We start from the raw sequence: 21,309 nt of genomic DNA on the forward strand, positions 1-21,309 counted from the left end.
GCTGTTTTCGTTCATGGGCCAGGTCGGGCTGCCGCGCATGCCGGCTGCCATGCCCGGGATGGACCTGGTGCAGGTGCGCGTGCTGCCTACGCCCACGCCGCCGCCGGCTGCAGTGCCGCTGCCGCTGCCCAAGCCGCCACCGCCGCCGCCCTTGCCGGAGCTGGCGCCGATTGATGCCGCGCCTCCCACTTGTGGACGACGCCGTCGCGCCCGCGGTCGAGCCGGGCCAGGGCGGCGCCGGCGAGGGCAACCCGCCACCCGAGTCCACGGCCCTTGCCGCTGCCGAGCCCGCCGCACCCGAGGCAGCACCCACGCCGCCTGTGCCCGAGCCGCGCCGCTACAAGGTCGACGTGCCGCCGCCGGCCAGGGTGACGCTGGACGTCGCCCGGGTCGACGCCGACGGCACCCGCTGGAGCGGCGAAGCGCAACTTGCCTGGACTTTCAACGACGACCGCTACCGCATCGATTTCGAAGCCGGCATCCGCATCGTATTTACGCGCGTCAATCTCGCGGTGCTGACCAGCGAAGGGGCGCTTGGCGCCACCGGGTTTGCGCCGGTCAGGATGACGGAAAAGCGCCGCGGCCGGGCACTGACGGCCACGCATTTCGACTGGGGCAGCAACAAGATCACTTTTTCTTCCTCGCAGAAGAACGTGCCCTTGACGGCCGGCGCTCAGGACAAGGCCAGCGTGCCGCTGCAGTTGGCGGCGATCGCCCGGGGCGACCCTACGCAACTGAACGGCGACATCGATATCCAGGTGGGCGAAGACCGCGACGCGGTCGTGTTCCGCTTCGTCGTGGTCGGCAAGGAGGAGATCGATACCAAACTCGGCCGCCTGCAGACCGTACACCTGTCGCGTCCGCCGAAAGAAGGCTCCTACCGCTCGAGGCTGGACGTCTGGCTGGCACCGGACAAGGGCTGGTATCCGGTGCAGATTCGCAATACCGAGTCCAACGGTGCAGTGACCACGCAAACCGTGAATAATATAGCCCTCACCGATAACGGAAAACGATAATGCGAAGCAATTTTTGGATGCGGACCGGGCTGCTTGCCGCGCTGGCCCTCAACCTGGGCCTGGCGCTTGCCGCGCCCGCCAAACATGCGGTCGAGCTGCCGCCATCGGCCGACCTGGCCTATGAATTGACGGCCCAGCAGCGCGGCTTCGGCCTGAAGGGCGACGCGCAGATCGCCTGGCGCGCGGACGAGGGCAAGTACGACGTCAACGTCGAGGCCAGCGTCTCCCTGCTCGGCAAACTGACCGAATACCGCAGCCACGGCACGATCGACGCTTACGGTCTGGCCCCAAGCGAGTTCTACGAAAAGCGCTACCGCAAGGAAGCCACCACCACGAGCTTCGACCGCGAAGGCAAGACCATCGCCTTTACCGAGGGCAAGGAGCAGTACACCATGAAGGGCGGCGAGCAGGACCGCGCCTCGGTGACCTGGCAGCTCGCTTCGGTGGCACGCGCCGCCGGCGCCACCCGTTTCAAGCCGGGCAGCGAATGGACTTTCATTGTCGCCGGCCGCCGCGATGCCGAGCCCTGGACCTTCAAGGTCGTCAAGCGCGAGAAAATCCAGACGGCGATGGGCGCGCTCGACACCCTGCTGGTCACGCGCCAGCCGCGCGCCGAGGGGAAAAGCGAGGGCGTCGACATCTGGCTGGCACCTGGCCAGGAGTGGTACCCGGTGAAATTGCGCTTCCGCGACGACGAGCGCGAGACGATCGAGCAGACGGTGACGAAGATTACGCGCAAGTGAGCGTCCCGGGCTCAGGCACCGCCCACCCGCGCCGCGGACCGTAGGGTGGGCGCCCCGTGCCTACGCGGCGCTGGCGTTGACGCTCGACCCGGCCTGATCCTCGTGGGCTGAGCGCGTTCAACCTGGGGACTGTGTCATTCTCGCCAACCCGCCCAGCCCGGGCCGCTTTCCGCTGCTAGTTGCCCTTCCTTAACTGTTATACTGGCGCCCCCGCGAAAAACGCCGGGCGGCCGACAAGCTGCCGGATTTTTGCGCATTCGCGAAACTGGTATCCCACATGATCGACATACAGGCAGGCGCGGCCCTCGCCGCGGAACCCCATGGAGTGGCGCAGGACGAGATCGACACCCTCGATCCGCTCGCCGCGCATTTCCAGAATGGCATCGCTCCGGACGAAATCGAGCAGGTTTTCCACCTCAAGCGTGCGCAACCGATGCTGTCCGCCTTCTCGGCGCTGTTCCACGGCAGCCAGGACGGCGTGCTGGTGCGCCTGCTGGTGCTGCGCGAGCTGGCGGCCGACACGGCCAGTTCCGCCTTTTCGCGCGCGGACATCAACCAGAAGCTGGCCTACCTGATCCCGGAAAGCCTGGAAACGGTGCTCAATCGCCTGCGCTCACACGGCTTGCTGGCCTGGGACGCGCCCTCGGCCGTGTACCGCATCACGCCGCTGGCGCGCAACGTGCTCTCGGCGCTGGACACCCTGATCGCGCTGGCCAAACCCGAGGAAGACGATGCCGAGATGGGCTTCCTGCTGTCGCAGGTGGCCGGCGCCCAGGCGGTCGGCGGCGTCACCGTCGAACAGTTGCGGCACCTGCTGGGCCGCCTGGTGGAACTCACCGAGGAATTCCGCGATGCGATCGCCTCCGGTTCCGAATTCAAGCTGCGCACCTCGCAGGCAAAGTGGCACATGGCCTGCGACTGGGTCGAGAAGGGCTCCGTGATCCTGCGCGCGATCACCTCCGACGAACGCGCCGATTCGGCCACCCACAAGGCGGCCCAGGCGATCGGCCGCGCCCAGAGTGCGCTCTTGAACATGCAAGGCATGTTTTCTCGTGCGTTGAACCAGATCGAACGCCAGCGCGTACACCTGGGCCAGTCGGGCCTGTCGACCACCGACGTGAAACGCTGGCTGCTGGCGCACGAAGACCTGGCCAGCCTCGCCGCCGGTGCGATCGACCGTCCGGTGGTGCCGCTGTTCGGCACGCCGGCCGAGATGATCGACGTCGCCGAGACCGAACTGCTGACGGAACGGGTGGTCGTCGCCGGGCCCAGGGGTCTGCCGAGCGGTGCCGATGCGCCGCTCACGGTCAACGACAACCCGGCCATGCAGGCGGAACTCGACGACTGGATCAACAAGCTGGCCGACTTCGCCAACCTCGGCAACTTCCCGGAATTCTCGGAGACCGGCCCCAAAAAAGTGCAGCTGCACGAGTCGCTGCTGCCGGCCGGCTTCGCCGTCGCGTCCTACCGCGCCTCGCTCTTGCCGCTGCTGGGCGACGCCGCCGAGGCCAGCCTGCAGGGTGCCACGGCCGAACTGGCGCGCCTGCCGATCCGCTTCGAAGCACGCGACGAACTGATTCAATTGGACGATCCGGAAGTGGCGGCCATGTCCTTTGCAACCCTTTCACTAGATTTAGATAGCGGCACGCCCCATGAATGACGATGCACAAATCCTGATTGCGCGGCTGCTGACGCACCAGACCCTGCGCCGCGACGACAAGATGGTCAAGCGCGCGCTGTCGGACGAGCAGTTCCGCGCCGAAGTCGACAAGCGCCTGCTCGAATCCGGCCTCAAATTGCTCGACAACGTCTATGCCGACCACGTCACCATCGCGCTGCACCGCAATGTCGAACCGAAGATTTTCGGCGCCAAGGACATCTGGCAAAACAATAATTTCGGCCTGACGCGCGACGGCGTGGCCTTGCTGGTGGTGCTGTGGGCGCAGATCATCCTGCCCAAGCGCGAGCGCCAGGAAACCCACACCACGGTGGCGGACGACCAGAACGATTTGTTCGACAAGGACAACCCGATCCCGCGCGCGGAAGACGCCTCGATCGGCATTTCCTACACGGCGCTGCTGTCGGACTTCGGCGACAAGCTGGGCAAGAAGACGCGCATGGACATGAACCTGGGCGTGCTGGGTAAACTCGGCTTCATCGAGCGCCGCGGCGACGTCATCCTGGAAGGCCCCTTGCTCGACCTGATGATGGACACCGACGTGCTCAAGGAGCGCATCATCAACGGCGCGCTGTCGGACGTGTTCAAGCGCGCACCGCTGGCGGCAGTGCCGCGCAAGGTCGACGCGGCTAACGACGCCGAAGTCCTCGAGCCAACAGACACTTCGAACTGAGACAGCATGTTCCACATTAAATCACTCGAACTGGTCCACTGGGATTACTGGCAGCGGATCAAGAACATCCCGCTCGACGCCAAGATCATCACCATCGCCGGCCAGAACGGCTCCGGCAAGACGACCCTGCTCGATGCGCTGCGCACCCTGTTCGGGCTGGACTGCTCGATGGGCCGCACCTATAAACACTATGCGCGCCACTCCGGCCAGCAGAGCGCCTGGCTGCGCGCCGTGGTCGACAACAAGCCGGTCGGGCGCCAGCTGTCGAACCGCCCGTTCCGCCATTCCGGCTTCTTCGCCGACGACGAAGTCACGCTCTTCTGCCAGGTGCAGAAGAACGGCGGCGACTGGAAGCGCCAGTACCTGATGCGCCCCGGGAATGTCGAGATCGAGGAAGTGACCGAGGCCACCGACTGGCTCGGCGTCGAGAACTATCGCAAGCGCCTGGCTTCGGCCGGCCTGTCGCCGGCGATGTCGAAGGTGCTGGCGCTGGAGCAGGGCGAGACCGATAAACTGTGCGAATACGCGCCGCGCCAGCTGCTCGACCTGGTGTTCCAGGTCTTCGGCGACAAGGAAGTGCTGGATGCCTACGACGAAGCCAAGCGCCACCAGCGCGACACCGAGACGGAACTGAAGCGCTTCGAGGCCGAACTGGAAACTTCGCGCATCAACCTGGAAGGCCTGCGCCTGCGCGTGGCGAACTACCATCAGTGGGAAGACCTGCACAAGGAACGCCGCGATCTGAAAGAAGAAGTGCTGCCGAGCCTTGAGTACCACGAGGCGCGCGAAAAGGCGGCGGCGATCAGCCGCAACCTGCGCGAGCAGCGCAAGCCCATGGCGCAGGCCGACAGCATCCTGAACGAAAAGCGCCAGGCCCTGGCCGCGCAACAGCGCGCGCTGACCGAAGCGCAGCAGCAGGAAACCCTGCTCGAGCAGGAAGGCACTGTCCTGGCGAGCCGCCTGACCGCCGTCAACCAGAAACTCAAGCCGCTCGAAAACCTGCTCGAGCAAAAAGAGCGCTTGCAAAAGCTGGCGGCGGAGGCCGGCGCGGACCTGGCCGAAGTCGCGACCCAGTTGGAAGAAAAGGAAGCGGAACTGGCACGCCAGCGCGCCGCGCGCGAAGCCATCACGGCGAAGATCGCCGGCGAAATGGCGACCATCTCCGCCCTGCAGGGCAAGAGCGCGATGCCGGAGCCCGAAGCCCAGCGCCTGATGCGCCGTGCGCTGCGCGACGAGGGCATCCCGCACGCGATGCTGTCGGATATCGTCGAAGTGACGGACCCGAAATGGCAGGGCGCCGTCGAGGGCGTGCTGGGCGGTTATGCCTCGGTCGTGCTGCTCGAGCGCGCGAAGGATGCGCCGGCGGCTTACCGTCTGGCGGAGAAGGAGCGCTATCGCCACTTCATCGTCCCGGACTGCATCGACGCGCCGAAAATGAAGGACGACAGCCTGCTGTCGGTGGTGAACTTCTCGGCACCGGCCCCTGGCTGGCTGATCGACCAGCTGGCACGCATCGACCGTGTCGATTCCGTCGACGCCGGCTTCAAGTCGGGCACCGACGAGTGGATCACGCCGGACGCCTACCACCGCGAACGCCGCGGCGGCCGCTCGCTGTTCGTCGAACCCTCGCGCTACCGTTTCGGCGCTGCGGGCAAGACCCAGCGTTTAGAGGCGATCCAGAAGTCGCTCCCTGCGCTGGAAGCGAAGGAAGACGCGCTGACGCTCACTATCAGCAAACTCGCGGCGGAAGTGGGCGCCCTGAAGGCGCGCATCGCCGGTGTGGACGCGGCCAAGGAACTGGCGGCACGCCAGGCCGAATTCGAGGAAGCGACCCGTTCGATCGCGCCGCTGAAGGCCGAGCGCACGAAGTCGGCGCGCGCCTGGGCGAGTTGCAGACGCTGACGAAAAACGCGACGGTCGCACGCACCCGCGCCGACACGGTCTGGCAGAACGCGCGCATGGCGCTGTCGGAAGCGGAAGCGGGCCTGCGCCTGAACCACCGCCGCCAGATCGAGCAGCGTGCCGAACACGCGAAGGCGCTGCTGGCCCTGCGCCGCGGCTGGCGCAATATCCCGGCCAGCTGGCGCCGTCCGGCACGGCGCGCGGCGCTGGTGTCGCAGCACAGAACGCGCACCAGGTCAACCTGCGCATTTCCTCGCTCGAGCACGCCCTGGCGCGCGACGACTGGGAACTGGACGCCACCGTCATCGACCAGTACGCACGCCTGAACGACCAGCTGGCCGGCCGCCAGGTGGAGACCGAGGAGCGCCGCTACCAGAACAACCGTGCGATCGAAGCGACCGGCAACGCCCGTGGCGCCTACATCGAGCGCCTGCGCTATACCATCAAGACCTATTCGAAGAACATCAAGGAATTGGGCGCTCTGGCGGGTATCGACGTGCAGGCCGACCCGGTGCGCCTCGAGAACGACGACGTGCAACTGGCGCAAGCCGGCCTGCACGTGCGCTTCAAGTTTGACGGCAAGGACCAGATCGGCATGAACGACGGCGAGGCCTCCGGCGGCCAGCAGGTGATGAAGTCGCTGGTGCTGTTGATCGGCTTGCTGAAGTCGGAAGAAGGTTCCGGCGGCTTCGTCTTCATCGACGAACCCTTCGCCCACCTGGACATCCGCAACATCCAGCTGGTCGGCGAGTTCCTCAAGAATACCGACGCCCAGTACCTGATGACGACCCCGCTGACGCACAATACCGACGTCTACGATCCTTCGGAACTGACGCTCATCACGAGCAAGAAGAAGAAGGACACGCAGTGGGCGCAGCCGATTTTCGTGCTGCAGCGAAGGAAGGAAGAGGCGAAAGCCGCTTGATGGAAGGAGCCCGATGGGCTCCTTTTTTTTGTTCGTGTATTCGAGATTTGAAGTCAATCTACCCACGGTGGGTATCTATGCATGGATCATAGATAACCGAATGGGGATTGCTTATAAACGATTCATGACAGATTACAAAACGTCTAGGTGAGGAAAAGAAAATTTGACAATTGGCTTGTTTCTTTTCCTCTGTGCAAACGTTAAGATAACTTGCTTCGTGAATTCGGAAAATAAAATGAAGAATTACTCACCTTACGGTAAAAACTATACAATTTATTTGAAACAACTATTTTTTCCTGCCGGTAAGTCGCGAGCCTTTTCTTGGCCGATATGCCTATGTGGAATATTTATAATGTTTTGTTTTGGTGAGGGCAGTGCTTGGGCGCAACTTCCATCTCAACCGCCTGAGGTGAAGCCACGGTACGCCTTTTTCGAACCCGGCCGGAACGAATTAGTTTGGACTGAAGTAGGTTCGCATGCCGAAGCGTGTATTGGTTCTATGAATGCGCATAACGCGTTAGCCGCGCCAGATCCAGGTTATTCTAACCCACGTGTCGTCCCATGGCATGCAACTGGCGAAATTGACAGTGATTATGTTGCCCAGGAGCAATTAGATTGCCTTTGGTGGTACTCTGTCCAGAGCGTAGACATCCCGGCTACCGCCGGGTGGGCAATCTGCGGTGGCGATTTCTCATACCCTTTTAGCTCAAAGGGACTTGTCCTAAATATCGCAACGATTAAATGCGAATGCCAGCCACCGGCACGGTGGTTTGCCGATGTGCAACAATGCATTGAGGTTCAAAAAGTAGTCCCAACGAACGTCGGCCCACCGGATTGCGACGTTTGCAATAGTAAAGATGGTCCACAGTTCGGTGAACCGATCGATCCCGCTACGGGAAATATGTGGCACGTGGAAACGGATTTTGCGGCAGTTGCTCCAGGCGGACTCGAGGTAAAACGGACATATAACAGTTCCCCTCTTAGCGAAGAAACTCGTGGCATGCATAGTTTCGGTGCCAATTGGGTTTTTCGATACGATGCTATGCTCCGGCACGAGCAGCCCCCCCCAACGTCTGAGGATGCGTGGGGTAAGCAGTGTTGGCAACGTATGGATACTGAATTCATTTGGTGTGAACCATTCCTTTACACGAAATTCACGAACAACCCTTCTGCTATCTCTATTTTGCGCGGCAACGGTAAGCGGTCCTATTTCAAGCTGATAAATAGCGAATGGGTAAGCGGTGCTGCGACAAACGACCGTATTGCACCTCTATACGATTCCACATCTAAGGCAATCGTCGGCTGGTCTTACACAGCAGCGCCTGGCGACTTCACTGAACGTTACGATGCGGGCGGTAAATTAATTTCGATTAGCTCGAGAGCAGGTGCTCGACAGAGTTTGACATACAGTAGCGGTGACACGAATAACACTGCCATATCCAGGTGGCCTGCTGACGCCCCAGTTTGCTCACACGTGCAGGACGGTGAGACTCTACCCAGCGGGAGGCTGCTCTGCGTAACAGATCAGTGGGGACAGCAAATCCAGTTCGAGCATGATCCGGCTGGCCGAATTACAAAAGTGATCGATCCGAACGGAAAATCTTACCTGTATGAGTACGATGGGGTATCCGGAGGATGTTTGGGGCCTGGCTTCGGCGGCGCGAGCTGCTCAGCAAATAATCTAACGAAAGTTACTTTTCCAGACGAGAAAAGTCGCACTTACTTTTATCACGAATCGGCCAAAATCAATAGTGGACAGTCCTGTTCCTCAGGAGATTTTTCCGGGGCAGGTGATGTGTCGCTCAATGCATTGACTGGACTTATTGACGAGAACGGTCAGCGTTATATCACTTGGGAATACGATTGCATGGGTCGCGCTACATCTTCCTATTTGGGAAACGGTGTAGACAAGGTCAGGATCACCTATTCCAGCAACATGGGGCGAACCGTTACTGAGTATATCGGGTCTCCGGACGCTCCAAGCACTGTGACGAGTACACTCACATACAAGAGAGTGCTGGATGACGTAAAGAATTCCAAGTTAAGCGGTTCCTGTGTGGGGTGTGGACTTTTCAAGTCCAGGCTGTACGACGCCAACGGCAACGTTTCACAGACTGAGGATTGGAATGGGGGTAAAACAAGTTATCAATATAACCTCACCCGCAACCTGGAGAAAGTACGTATTGAAGCGTACGGAACGACGGCACCTAGAACGATCTCGACCGAATGGCATCCTAAATTCCGTTTGCCAGTCAGGATAGCTGAGCCAAAACGTATCACCATTAACACTTACGATAACCAAGGAAACTTGCTTTCAAGGCGACAAGAGGCGACGGACGATAGCGATGGGAGCAAAAAATTTTCCGCTGTATTGTTAGGGAAATTCCGAGTGTGGAACTACACATATAATACTGCAGGAAGAATTGCCACGGCCACCGATCCAAATAAATACACAACCATTTATGATTACGATCAGAAGGGTAATTTGGAAAAAATAACCAACGCCCTCGCTCAGATAACGACGTTATCGAACTATGATGCAAATGGGAGGGTTGGCCGTATTATCGAGCCAAATAAGGTGACCACCGATCTGACATATCATCCGCGAGGTTGGCTCGAAACCAAAACTGTTGAGGCCGGGGGAGTCAAGCACGTAACGCGTTACGAATACGATGGAGTGGGGCAGTTGAAGGCCGTGGTCAATCCGGATGAATCATATATTCGCTACGAATATGACGACGCACACCGATTGACAGATGTGACCGATAGTCGAGGAAATAAGATTCACTACACACTTGATTTGAAGGGAAATCGGATTAAGGAAGAAGTAAGTGATGCAGAGGGATTGGTGATTCGGAAAATTAGTCGGCAATACGACAAAATGAATCGCTTGCAACAAGTTACCGGGGGAACGCAATGATCGCGAACATGGCCGATAATACATGCTGGCGACATATGCCAGCCGTTATCTTGCTGGCATCCAATTCGGTGAGTGCTCAAATCCAGAACACTGTTTTCTTCCATAGCTATGGCAGGCTGGCTAACCATACCGTTATCAGGAATGCACTGGGTCAGACTGGCGGTGCCCTGTGAAGCATTCGCCTGCAAAACGCACGGTCGCGGCCGTGATGACGCTAGTTACGGCGTATTCGCCTTTGTTTGCTTCGCTCAACAGTTCAGCGGCCTATGCGCAGGCAACGCAGAATACGAGCTACAGCTACCTGTACGACGCGAACGGGAATGTCAAACAGATAACTGACCCATTAGGCAGAGTTACAAATCTGAGCTTTGACACGCTTGGACGGATCAAACAGCAGTTGCAGCCAGCACCAGTGGCTACCGCAACAAGGCCGGCAGTAGACTACACGTTTGATTTGCTCGATCAGCCAGTTACGGTAAGCGATCCACGTGCTTTGGTGACAAAGTATGGTCACGACGGCCTGGGTAATGCAGTCAGTCTCTCCAGCCCGGATACAGGCGGGACCACGCGTACCTTCGATCTGGCTGGCGCAGTAGCTACATCCAAGGATGCTCGGGGTGAGATAACGATTTATCAATACGACGCTTTGGGGCGGATCAAGAGTGAGAGCTATGGAACCGGTACCGCGACCGTTTTCGAATATGACGGAGGCACCGGCGGAGCACCCAATACGGTCGGCAAACTCACGAAGATCACCGACGAGTCGGGTTTCACCGTTTACTCCTATACCGATTTGGGCCAAGTGGCGAGCAAGACCCAAACGGTAACAGGGGGAGGCAAATCGCTGGCGCAGGTAGTGTCATATGCCTACGGTACGGAGGGCACATCGACCGGCAAGCTCACCGCGATGACCTACCCGAGCGGCAATCGAGTGAACTACCGCTACGACGACGCCGGCCGCGTGAGCATGATCACAGTGAACCCGGTGAACACGAATGGCACAGGTACCAACCTGAGCGTGGAGTACGCCCTGCTTACGAACGTCGAGTACGCGGCGCACGGTCCTGTCCAGGCTTGGAAATGGGGTAACAGCACGGACGCCAGTCCAAGTGGTTACAGCCGTGCGTTCGACCTCGACGGGCGTGTAATACGCTACAACCTCGGTAACCCCGCTTCGACTGGTGTTATGCGCACGGTGGAGTGGGACGCAGCAAGCCGTATCAAAGCCTATACGCATGTGAGCACCGGGGAGGGCACCAATGCAGCGGTGCTCAACCAGCGCTTCGAATATGACGATCTCGACCGCCTGACGAGCTTCATCGGAAACGGCGCGACCCAATCGTTTTCCTACGACGCGAACGGCAACCGAACCGCTGCCACGTTCGGAGGGACCGGCTACACGAACACGATTGCTGCTAGCAGTAATCGTCTCGAAGCCACCACAGGTCCCACGCCCGCCAAGACCAATACCCATGATCTGGCGGGAAACCTGACCAACGATGGAACCATTGTCTACGCTTATAGCGCCCGTGGTCGAATGAGCAGTGCCACCATCGGTGCGGTCAAGACTTCGTATCTCTACAACGGAATGGGACAGCGCGTCAGACAGGTGGCCGGTACGCAAGCCAATGCAGCAGGATTGCTCATGTACGACGAAGCTGGCCATATCATCGGCGAGTACAACAGCTCAACTGGGAAGGCGAGCAAGGAATTCATCTATCTGGGTGACATGCCAGTCGGGGTCCTTGAGCAGGTGGTCACGAGCACCGCTCCGAATCAGGTGCATGCAATGAACATGTACTATTTGTATGTCGACCACTTAAACACGCCGCGCTTTATCACGCGTTCGCCGGATGGGAAGGTAGCGTGGCGCTGGGACAGCACCGACCCGTTTGGCTTGCTACCACCGAACGACAATCCGGCTGGCCTCGGTGTGTTTACGATGAACCTGCGCATGCCTGGGCAGTACTTCGACAAGAACACAAATCTGTTCTACAACTATTACAGGGATTATGATCCGCAGACGGGGCGGTATGTCGAAAGTGACCCTATTGGTTTGCGCGGCGGGATCAACACCTATGGTTATGTTGGCGGAAATCCCGTAAGTAGAATTGATCCATTAGGACTGGAGCAATGTGATATTGATGCTGCCAGGGTAACAGCAAAGCGGTATCTTCCAAATTTGAATGTCGGCGCCGGTCCGCCAAAAGCAGACTACGCTGGGGGCGGCTGGTGGGGGGAAGCGCAAATTATAGGTAGGCAGCCACATTACGATGGCTATATACATATGACTATAAAATTTCTTGAACCGCTCGATCTGGCCATGCAAGCCAGAGTGTTAGAAAACTATTATCACGAGGCTGGGCATTTTACATGGCCGGATGCTGGTCACGAAACTATTTACCCTTACGCAAGAGCCAACTTGGAGAGAAGTTGGAAGGACTTTAAGGCTTTACGAGACAAACTCTGCAAATGCAAAAAATAATGTCGCTTTTATGTTGGCCTTCAATCGTTCGGGCGATAATGGCGCGCATATGTGTTGCCGAATGCTGAGTTCGCATCCTTGCCAACGTAGAGGAGTAGGCAATGCCTGAATAGTGGCCGGGCGTGCGCATGGCCTAGTTCAACAAGCAAAAAATTTCCGTCTTAGCAACTTATTCCGTAGGCTGAGCGCCTAAAAATCGACTTCGGCTGACAGCAGAAATATACCTGCTAACCTGACGGAGCAATTGGAAATTTGCGACTCGCTCAGTAGCAGATTTACTGAAGTGTTGAAGCTAAAAAATAGAAATAAATGAATACTGAAAATGAACGTTGCTTTCGAAGTTCTCTAACCGTCTTTGGCGCCGTAAGCTTGACGGTGCTCGCTGCGGTCATGCTTGTTCTTATCTTTGTCCGGCCTCATGTTCGAATGGACCCCGAAACTTCAATGGTAAGGGTGTCAAATGACACTGGCGTGCCAATAAACAATATTATTCTAAATGACGTATCATTTGGTTATTTGTCGAATAAGCAAATAAGCGAATATAAGCCATTAACTAACGCTTATCCATATGCGCACTTGCGATTAGAGGTAGCTAACAAAAAGTTCGAGTGGATGCCAGATGACCATTATGGAGAAAAACCATTAGGAAAAGGAAATTATACATATTCAATTCGGAGGGCAGAAACTCCGGTTGGTCCCCAGTTTGAAGCACATATTCGCGACGACTTCGAGCACTAAAGTTATACAACTTCTAGCGAGTACTACGATTTTAATAATATTCCGTGTCCAAGTGATGCATATTTCGTGATTCTGTTCTTAATATGGTTAGCTCTGGCAATGCTATTAATGGCTTGCTTTAAAATATGTGCGAAGAGGTTCATTGACTGAAGACGAACTAGTCATTCGTCTTGATTTTCGGTCGATCCTGATTAACTGGCTGCGAAGGCGAATCTCTCGCTTGGTATAGTGTCGGGACACAGTAGTTCAACGCGCTACCGGCCTGCACGTGCATTTCAAGTTCGACGGCAAGGACCAGATCGGCATGAACGACGGCGAAGCCTCCGGCGGCCAGCAGGTGATGAAGTCGCTGGTGCTCCTGATTGGCTTGCTGAAGTCGGAAGAGGGCTCCGGCGGCTTCGTCTTCATCGACGAACCGTTTGCCCACCTGGACATCCGCAATATCCAGCTGGTCGGCGAGTTCCTGAAAAATACCGACGCCCAGTACCTGATGACGACGCCGCTGACGCACAACACCGACGTCTACGATCCTTCGGAACTGACGCTCATCACGAGCAAGAAGAAGAAGGACACGCAGTGGGCGCAGCCGATTTTCGTGCTGCAGAGGCGGAAGGAAGAGGCGAAAGCCGCGTAAAGCGAAAGGGACCCGCGGGTCCCTTTTTTGCTGGCGGTGTTCCTTGTACCTGTCGGATGAAACGTCGATCCGTAGGGTGGGCGCCCTGTGCCCACGCGGTATGGCGTATGCGCGTCGACACGCTTGCGCGATCGGGAAGCGTTGCACCGCGTGGGCACGGGGCGCCCACCCTACGCGTGCGAGCGAGCAGGCAGTTCACGCGTGATTTGAACGCGTGGGCGGGAAACCCGCCCACCCTACAAGATCACACCCGGTCGATTTCCTGGCGCATCTTCCTGCGCCATAGCAGCAGACCAATCGAATAGCTCAGGAAATACGCCCCCGTCAGCCCCACGCACAGCATGGTCAGCGGGCTGTCGGTAAAGCCCGGTGCAGGTGCGCCGCTGCCGCGGTTGGCGTAGACGCCAAAGAAAATGTAGAGCACGCGCGCGACCAGGATCATCGCCATCAGGATCCCCAGGCGCATCGGCGGGGTGAAGAAGTAACCGCCTTCGGTGTCCTCGAACACGGTGCGGCGCAGCGCGAAGACACCCCAGAACACGCCCAGTGCGGTGCCGGCGGCCAGCGCGCCCAGCTCGTAGGGCAGCGTCAGCACTTTCGACAGCGACACCAGGATCATCGCCGCGAACACCAGCACGCCCGTGTAATGGCGCGAGACGATCGAACGCTGGCGTGACATCTGCGTCTTCAGGCGCGTGTAGACGCGCCAGACGAGAATCGGCGTCAGGAGGAGCAGGGCGAGGGTGGAAATGTCCATGTGAATCGGGTACCTGGGTTGAGCTGAAGCGGCATTGTAATCGACTGCCGGATGGGCGCGCGATGCGGGCGTCGAGACCAAGGCGCTCATGCTAAGGTGTTCACTTCACCGAATCAGGAGACCTGAAGATGATCTCAGCAAGCCCCGCAGTTAGTTCGGCACCGCTGCGCCTGCACCGCGCCCCCGACCCCGTGCCGATCGAGGAACCCGTGCCCGAGCCCTTCGATGCGCCGCATCCGCATCACACGCCCATCCATACTCCGCAAAACGAAGATCCAGTGCCGGATCCCAAACCGAGCTGAGGGAACCTCGATAAACCTACTGCGCGTCGGATTGCTGTCCTGCGATGCTCGCTGTACCGCCGTACAGCTGCGCTTCTCTGACAGCACTCCTTCCGCTCGCTACGGTTTCTCGAGGTCCCGTGGGGCTAGCTTCAATCAAAAGCCCAGGCATACAGCACGTCCAGCGCCGTATTCGTCCCCGTCTGGAACTGCAGCGTGAACTTCGGCGTCAGTTTATAGCGCAGGCGCACCAGGCTCGATGCCGTGGTCGCGCCCTGTTCGAAGCTGATGTAGGCGCGCGAGGAAATCCGCTTGCCCACGGTCACCACCGTATTCGCCAGCCCCTCGGCCTCGCCATTGCGGCCCTGGCCCACGCCGAGTTCGTCCACGCCCAGCGCATTGGCCAGCTTCGACTGGATGCCGCCGGTGCCGCCCTTGCCGCCGAGCAGGGCACCCGCGGCGGCGCTCAGCACATCCTTCTCGTTGCCGCTCGTGCCTTCCATGCCGTGCCCCAGCACCAGCCAGGACAGTTTTTCGCTGTCGGGTACGTTCGGCGTGGAGACCAGGCGCGCCTGCGGCGAGCGCGCCGTGCCGCGCACCTGCACGCCGGCCTCGACGTTGGTCTCGCTCAGCTGCTCGCCCTCGGGCTGCTTGCGCACGGCCAGCACGTCGAGTGTCGGGTTGTCGTAGGGACCGTTGAACGTAATCACGCCGCGTTCGATCGCCAGCTTCTGGCCATAGGCCGCGTAGTTGCCGCTGGCCACGCGGATGCTGCCGTTCACGCGGGGCGCCCCGCCCCCGGTCATGCGCACGCGGGCGCTGCCCTCGAGCATGGCGTCGATACCGAGGCCGCGCAGGTGGAAGTTGTCGCCCGGGTCGGCCGCCAGGTTCACGCTCAAGGGCACTTCGGCTTCCTGTTTTTGCGGCGGCGCCGGCTTGCCGCGGCCGAGGACGATGACGTCGTCGGACATGGTCGGGCGGCCCCGGGGCGCGAATTCGATCAGCGCACGGTCGGCCTTGAAGCGGCCTTCGAGCGAGAACCGGGTCGCATCGCGCACCAGTGCCGCATTCCCCGTCAGCACCACGGTGCGGTCCGGCCGCGACAGCGCTTCCAGCTGATTCGCCACCAGGTTCAGCTGCATGGCCGGGTCGCCCGCGCCGAAGCGGATCGAGCCGTCGGCCGTGGCATTGCCGGTATTGCCTTCCGGTGCCGCTGCAGCACCAGGCGGTCGCCCGTCAGCTGGGCGCGCAGCTGGCCGTTGCGCAGGCGTACACCCTGCTCGGGCCAGCGCACGGCCAGCGCGTCGCTGGACACCGTACCGTTCAGCGAAGGCGTGCCAATGGTGCCGGCGCCCGTCAGGTCAGCTTCAGGTTGCCGTCCAGTTCCAGGTCGCGCTGTCCGGCAAACGGCGCCAGCCAGCCGATCGAGGCCATGTCGGCGTTCGCCGTCATGCGCAGCGGACTGTCGCGGTTGACGCGCCGCCGATCATTTGCACGGTGCCGTCCACCTTTGCCGTGCCGGTGCGAGCGCCGTCCAGCGTCAGCTGGGTGCGCAGCGAACTGCCCTGCACATCGGCGCGCGCATCGAACGTGCGCAGGCCCAGCGGCACCGGTGAATCGACGCCGACGCTGGCGTCGCCCGCTTCGCGGAAGACGTGCACGCCGCCGGCGAGGGCAGGTGTGCCGCCGGTGGCGCTGGCCGTGCGCAGGTCCAGCGACCAGTCGGCGCCGAGGGTCAGGTTGCCGCGCACGTTCTCGCGCAGGCTCGGCGAGAACTGCGCCAGGTAGTTCAGCGGTACGCCGGCCGCGGCGCCGCGGCTGTTCCAGCGCGGCCCGGTTTTGGTCAGCGATTCGATGCGCACGGTGCCGGCCGGCAGGCGGATCAGCGCGCCGTTGAAGGCCACCGATTCCGGCTTCGCCAGGCCGGCCACGCCGGATCCCGGCGCCACGCCGATCCTCAAGGGCACCGGCTGCGCCAGCGTCAGCGCGAAACGGCCCCTTGTTCTGCAGGGCGGCCAGGGTGCCGGCCCGGCATTGCCGCTCCAGCCGCCACGCACCTCGACCAGGGCGTCGTAGTCGTCGCCGCGGCCTGCTGCGCGCAGGGTATGCGAAGCGCGGGTGCCGGTGGTCTGCAGGCTGGCGGCCGCCACGCGGGTCTCGCCGCTGGCGAATTCCGTGATCTGGATATCGCTGTTCAATGGGTCGCGCCGCCGCCGCGGCGGAACCGAGGTTGACGTTCGCGCGCAGCGTGCGCAGCGAATGCTTGCCCATCAGGCGCAGGTTCTGGCCTTCCAGGTTGGCCGCCAGCGAAGGCGTGTCCATCGTGCCTTCGACGCGGCCGGCGCCGCGCAGCACGCCCGCGTAGTCGGGGCCGAGTGCGGCCAGCTGGGGCGCGTCGATGCGCCAATCCAGGCGGTCGCCGCCGGCGCCGAAACTGCCGTTCGCGGCCACCACGTTCGCACCCACGTGCAGGTCGACATCGGCGCCGGACACGTGACGGCGGTCGGCCGCCAGGCGCGCGCGGCCCCAGAAGGGGATTTCGCCAGCGTCGAGTCCTGCACGGCCAGGTCGAGCGCGCCGTGCCAGTCGGCGCCCGAGCGGCCGCTGGCATCGAAACGGCCATTGATGCTGCCGGGGATCGGGCTACCAAAGGCGGCGGGATTGAAGCGTGCCATGGTGCCGCCCGCCTTGCCTTCGACAAAGCGCGCACCTTCGCCTCCGGCCAGCCAGGCTTCGCCGCTCACGTGCAGGTTGCTGGTATTGGCCTTGCGTTGTGCCGCCACCCAGCCGAGGCCATTCGCGTCGGCCACAAAAGTGGTGCGTGGATTGGCCATCGTGCCGGTGACGACGCCATTGGTCAGCAGCGCGCCATACAGATCGCTGCGCAGGGCGGCGAGATTGCGGCCGTCCACGTGCCAGGCCAGGCTTTCGCCAGGCGCGCCGAAGCTGCCTTTCAGATTCACCGTGTTCTGGCCCAAGGCCAGGTCGGCGTCGACGCCACTGACGTGCTTCGCATCGGCGGCCAGCTTGCCGCGGCCCGACAGCGGCTGGTCGAACAGGCGGCTCGGTCGCAGGGTGAAATCGGTGTTGACCTTCCATGCCGGCGCCAGCACGCCCTTCGCATTGACCAGGGCATTGATGTCGGCCTGCGGGTAGTCGCCCAGTGCCGCCGGGTTGAAGCGGCTGGCGTTGGCGGTCACCTTGAAGGCTTTGTCGTCGAGGAGCTTGGCGCTGCCGCTCAAGGCGATGCTGCCGTTGCCGGCGCTGAGGCGTGCTTCCGGCACGTCGACGACATTGTTTTCGAGTTTCGCGTGTGCGCTCAAGCGCAGGCCGCTACCGACCAGGCCTGTTTCGACCAGCTTGACATCGAGCGTCTGCACCTTGCCCACGTTCGCTACCGCGATGTCGCCGGCGATTTTCGTCGGCTTCATGCTGCCGTGGATGCCCTTCAAGTCGAAGCGGTCGGTGTGCAGCGCGAAGTTGGCGGCACCCAGGCCTTCTTCGTCCTTGCCGCGCTGGACGCTGCCGCTGCCTGTGAAGCGCCCCGCGTCACCGAAGTCGATCAGCACGTCGGCAAGGCGCATGGCATCGAGGTTGCCGCCGAGCTGGCCGCGGAAGGCGCGCAGCGGCAGGCGCTGCTGGTCGATGGTGCCGGCCGGGCCGTCGTTGACCAGGTTGACGCTGCCGGAAATGGCGCGCGCGTCGTCGAGCTTTGCGGCCACCGTCAGCGTCAGGTCGGCGGTGGGCAGCGCGGGATTGAAGAAGCCGGGGTCGATATTGCGCGCATTCAGGTTCATCGTGCGCAAGGGGATATCGGCGAAGGGCGACAGCGTCAGGCGCGCTTCACCGCCCGCGCGGCCGGCGTTGCCGGTCGCATCGAGCGTGGTGAGATTCAGGTCGCCGCCGGCACGCAGTTTCAGTTGCGCCGGCGTGGCGCCTGGTCCCACCTTGGCCTGCGACAGGCTCGCCGTGGCGTCCAGCTTGAACGGACGGGCGGCGGCGATATTGCCGTTGGCCGCAAGCTGCCCCCCTGGGCGTGGTGGCGGCGGCGTCGCGCAGCTGCCATTGCAGCTTGTCGCCGTGCAGGCGCATGCGCACGTTGGTGATTTCAGTGGCCGCGCCCTTGCTCACGAACGTCGCCTTGGCCAGGCGCGCGTCGTCGAGCGAGATCGGGAAGGGAGAAGCCAGCGAGGCCGGCATCTTGGTCTTCTCGTCGGTTTCCTTCAGCGTCTCCATGCGCAGGTCGGCCGCATGCAGGCTGTTGATCGCTATGCCTTTCGAGAGCAGCTGGCGTGGAGACCATTTCAAATCGATGTTGGTCGCAATCGCCAGCTGTTCGTCGGTACGCCAGACGATGCGGTCGATGTGCATGGCCCCATACAGCGAGCCGCGCACGCCGCTCAATGTCAGTTTGCCGCCGGTGGAACGGGCGACGCGTTCGGCGATCATTTGCAGGGTCGTCTCGCGGCCCAGGTACCAGGCGGCGCCGCCGATGACGAAACCGGTCGCGACCAGGCCGATGGCGACCCGGCGCGACCAGCGCCGCGGTTTTTTCGCCGGCGTCGGCGCCGGCGTGGCGGGAGTAGGGGGAGTGTGGTCGTCCATCAGAACGTGAATCCAAGTGAGAAGTGCAGGCGCGCCTTGCGTACCGCCTGGCCGTAGGCGATGTCGACATTGATCGGACCGACCGGGCTGCGCCAGCGCGCACCGACGCCGTAGCCGACTTCGGGTTTCAGTTCCTTGAACTTGTCGGCGGCGTTACCGGCGTCGACAAAGAAGGCCACGCCCCATGGTGGACGGAACCAGTACTGGTATTCGGCGCCGCCGGTGAGCAGGTAGCGCCCGCCGACGATGGCTTCGCCCTCGCGCACGCCCAGCTGCTGGTAGCCGTAGCCGCGCACGGACTGGTCGCCGCCGGCGCGGAACAGCAGGGTGCTCGGCACGCCCAGCTTTTCCCGCGAGAGCACGGCACCGGCCTCGCCGCGCAGGATCAGGGTGCCGCTGGTGCCGACCGGGCGGTAGTAGATGCCGCGGGTATAGCCGCGGATGAATTTCTCGTCGGTGAACAGCGGCAGCGGCGCCACGCTGACCTGCCAGTTGAGGGCATAGCCGCGCGTCGGCTGCACCAGGTCGTCGAGCTTGCGGCGGGTGACGTTGTAGGTCAGCGGAACGCTCTTGCTGCGGGTGGTGTCGAGGCCCTCGACTTCGCGCTGTTCCAGCAGCGCCTCGAGCGTCAGGCTGCGTTCCAGTTCCGGCGTGCCCCAGGCGCGGCGAGCGGCAACGGTGGCCACGGTCAGCAGTTCGCCGCGCAGGTCAGTGCGTTCGATGCCGCCGCCGACGCTGTCGTTGTAGCCGTCCGGCGTCGTCGGCCAATAAAAGTCGACACGCGCGTTCTGGCGCTTCTGCTCGTAGACCAGGTCGCTCTTCATGCGCTTGCCGAACACGTTCAGGTCGTCATAGCTGACGGAAGCACGCCCGCCGGTATTGGTCGAGAAGCCGACACCGATTTCGACGTTCTTCTGCTTGTTCTCGACCACGCGCACCAGCACCGGCAGCATGGTGGGGCCAGGGCTCGGCGGTTTGACGCCGGTGACGGCCTGGCCGGGCGCTGTATTGCTTGCGGCCGCATCGTCGCGCGCCGCCTGCACGGGCGCGGGCGCGGCGGGCGCATCGCCGTCCTGGTCTTCCTTGATTTCCTTGATCTCGGCGTTGAGCACGGCGCGCATGTCGGCGCTCACTTCGACGCTGGAGAAGTAGCCGGTTTCCTGCAGGCGCCCCTGCAGCGCCTGCAGCGCCGCTTCGCTGTAGAGGTCGCCCGGCTTGATCTTGTTGAGGTTGGTGATGACGGTGGCCGGGTAGCGTTTCAGGCCGCGGATGCGCAGTTCGCCGAAGCGCATTTCAGGGCCGCTGTCGATGACCACGCGCAGCGAGGCCTGGCGCGCATCCGGGTCGACAGTGGCGCTGTGTTCGACCAGCTGGGCACGCGGAAAGCGCGACTGCATCACTTCGCGCAGCAGGTCGCGCTTGGCCGCTTCCCAGTCGCCCATGCGAAAGCGCGCGCCGACCGGCAGCGACCAACGGTTGCGCAGGGCGCCGGCATCATACGGGGCGCCGCCTTCCTCGAACGGCACGAAACCCTGCAGCACCAGGTCGAGGTCGGAGACGACGGTGGGCTGGCCCGGGTCGACATTGACGCGTGCCACCGGGGTGCCGCCGCTCGTGTCGAGCGTGGCGGTGATCTGCGGGGAGTAATAGCCTTCGGTTTCGAGCAGCGTCTTCGCTTCCTCGGGGGCGGACTTGACCAGGCGTTGCAACTGGTCGAGGTCGACGCGCGGGTTGCCGCGCCAGCGCAGCAGCTCGAGATTGTCTTCCAGCAGATTGTCGAGGCGGCCGGGCGCATCGATGCGCACGTTGTAGTCGATGCCCTGCGCGAACCCGGCCGGCGCGGCCAACGCGAGGTACACGGACAGCATGAATTGTGCCAAAATCCGTGGTTTCCCTGGCGCCTGTGCGCTCCGGTGGGGTGTCGCGAGGACCATGTCTCTCCGTCTCAGTGT

At 61.7% G+C, this 21,309-nt stretch carries 15 protein-coding genes and 2 pseudogenes; 10 read left to right on the forward strand and 7 right to left on the reverse strand.

The window, feature by feature from the left end; genetic code table 11:
- The first annotated feature begins 173 nt into the window (after positions 1 to 173).
- From G4G28_RS03135 to G4G28_RS03170, 9 genes and pseudogenes are all read left to right on the forward strand, one after another.
- Entirely contained in the window at positions 174 to 1,016 is an 843-nt protein-coding gene (locus tag G4G28_RS03135) for a DUF3108 domain-containing protein (protein ID WP_229507869.1), read from the forward strand.
- Positions 1,016 to 1,759 carry a DUF3108 domain-containing protein gene (locus G4G28_RS03140; RefSeq protein WP_183108028.1) on the forward strand — a complete coding sequence of 248 codons (744 nt, stop codon included), beginning with the start codon at positions 1,016 to 1,018 and terminating at the stop codon, positions 1,757 to 1,759. The genes G4G28_RS03135 and G4G28_RS03140 overlap by 1 nt, the downstream gene beginning before the upstream one ends.
- 277 nt (positions 1,760 to 2,036) lie before the next feature.
- Entirely contained in the window at positions 2,037 to 3,419 is a 1,383-nt protein-coding gene (locus G4G28_RS03145; protein ID WP_183108029.1) for a hypothetical protein, read from the forward strand.
- Positions 3,412 to 4,110 carry a hypothetical protein gene (locus G4G28_RS03150; RefSeq protein ID WP_182990812.1) on the forward strand — a complete coding sequence of 233 codons (699 nt, stop codon included), beginning with the start codon at positions 3,412 to 3,414 and terminating at the stop codon, positions 4,108 to 4,110. The genes G4G28_RS03145 and G4G28_RS03150 overlap by 8 nt, the downstream gene beginning before the upstream one ends.
- A 6-nt stretch (positions 4,111 to 4,116) precedes the next feature.
- Positions 4,117 to 6,937 (forward strand): annotated as a pseudogene (locus tag G4G28_RS03155) (ATP-binding protein).
- A 163-nt stretch (positions 6,938 to 7,100) separates the two neighbouring features.
- Entirely contained in the window at positions 7,101 to 9,857 is a 2,757-nt protein-coding gene (locus tag G4G28_RS03160) for a DUF6531 domain-containing protein (protein ID WP_182990814.1), read from the forward strand.
- A gap of 169 nt (positions 9,858 to 10,026) precedes the next feature.
- Entirely contained in the window at positions 10,027 to 12,342 is a 2,316-nt protein-coding gene (locus G4G28_RS03165) for an RHS repeat protein (RefSeq protein WP_182990815.1), read from the forward strand.
- Positions 12,343 to 12,651: 309 nt separating this feature from the next.
- On the forward strand, positions 12,652 to 13,080 hold the full coding sequence (locus tag G4G28_RS24875) for a hypothetical protein (RefSeq protein ID WP_182990816.1): 429 nt from the start codon (positions 12,652 to 12,654) through the stop codon (positions 13,078 to 13,080).
- A 256-nt stretch (positions 13,081 to 13,336) separates the two neighbouring features.
- Positions 13,337 to 13,714: pseudogene (locus tag G4G28_RS03170) on the forward strand (chromosome segregation protein SMC); the annotation flags it as partial.
- A gap of 244 nt (positions 13,715 to 13,958) precedes the next feature.
- On the opposite strand, the gene G4G28_RS03175 reads toward G4G28_RS03170, so the two are convergent.
- Positions 13,959 to 14,471: a hypothetical protein gene (locus G4G28_RS03175; RefSeq protein ID WP_229425419.1), complete on the reverse strand. Its 513-nt coding sequence runs from the start codon at positions 14,469 to 14,471 to the stop codon at positions 13,959 to 13,961.
- A 128-nt stretch (positions 14,472 to 14,599) separates the two neighbouring features.
- On the opposite strand from G4G28_RS03175, the gene G4G28_RS03180 reads away from it, so the two are divergent.
- On the forward strand, positions 14,600 to 14,773 hold the full coding sequence (locus tag G4G28_RS03180) for a hypothetical protein (RefSeq protein WP_182990817.1): 174 nt from the start codon (positions 14,600 to 14,602) through the stop codon (positions 14,771 to 14,773).
- A gap of 131 nt (positions 14,774 to 14,904) precedes the next feature.
- Here the strand turns inward: G4G28_RS03180 and G4G28_RS25160 are convergent, their stop codons facing one another.
- The 6 genes from G4G28_RS25160 to G4G28_RS03190 form a co-directional block, all read right to left on the reverse strand.
- Positions 14,905 to 15,894, reverse strand: coding sequence for a translocation/assembly module TamB domain-containing protein (locus tag G4G28_RS25160; protein WP_229507870.1), 990 nt, complete (start codon positions 15,892 to 15,894; stop codon positions 14,905 to 14,907).
- Complete coding sequence (locus tag G4G28_RS25165; protein WP_229507871.1) at positions 15,885 to 16,067, reverse strand: hypothetical protein; 183 nt, start codon at positions 16,065 to 16,067, stop codon at positions 15,885 to 15,887. The genes G4G28_RS25160 and G4G28_RS25165 overlap by 10 nt, the downstream gene beginning before the upstream one ends.
- Positions 16,068 to 16,200: 133 nt before the next feature.
- Positions 16,201 to 16,950, reverse strand: a complete 750-nt coding sequence (locus tag G4G28_RS25170; protein WP_229507872.1) for a hypothetical protein — start codon at positions 16,948 to 16,950, stop codon at positions 16,201 to 16,203.
- Between the two features lie 72 nt (positions 16,951 to 17,022).
- Positions 17,023 to 18,699 (reverse strand): hypothetical protein, encoded by a 1,677-nt coding sequence (locus G4G28_RS25175; RefSeq protein WP_229507873.1) that lies wholly within the window; start codon positions 18,697 to 18,699, stop codon positions 17,023 to 17,025.
- A complete protein-coding gene (locus G4G28_RS25180; protein WP_229507874.1) occupies positions 18,596 to 19,357 on the reverse strand; it encodes a hypothetical protein in 762 nt (253 codons plus the stop codon). Before G4G28_RS25180 ends, G4G28_RS25175 begins: the two co-directional genes overlap by 104 nt.
- Positions 19,357 to 21,225 carry an autotransporter assembly complex family protein gene (locus tag G4G28_RS03190; RefSeq protein ID WP_183108030.1) on the reverse strand — a complete coding sequence of 623 codons (1,869 nt, stop codon included), beginning with the start codon at positions 21,223 to 21,225 and terminating at the stop codon, positions 19,357 to 19,359. The genes G4G28_RS25180 and G4G28_RS03190 overlap by 1 nt, the downstream gene beginning before the upstream one ends.
- Positions 21,226 to 21,309 lie beyond the last annotated feature (84 nt).

Source organism: Massilia sp. Dwa41.01b (assembly GCF_014171775.1).
In the GTDB taxonomy this organism is placed as follows: domain Bacteria; phylum Pseudomonadota; class Gammaproteobacteria; order Burkholderiales; family Burkholderiaceae_D; genus Telluria.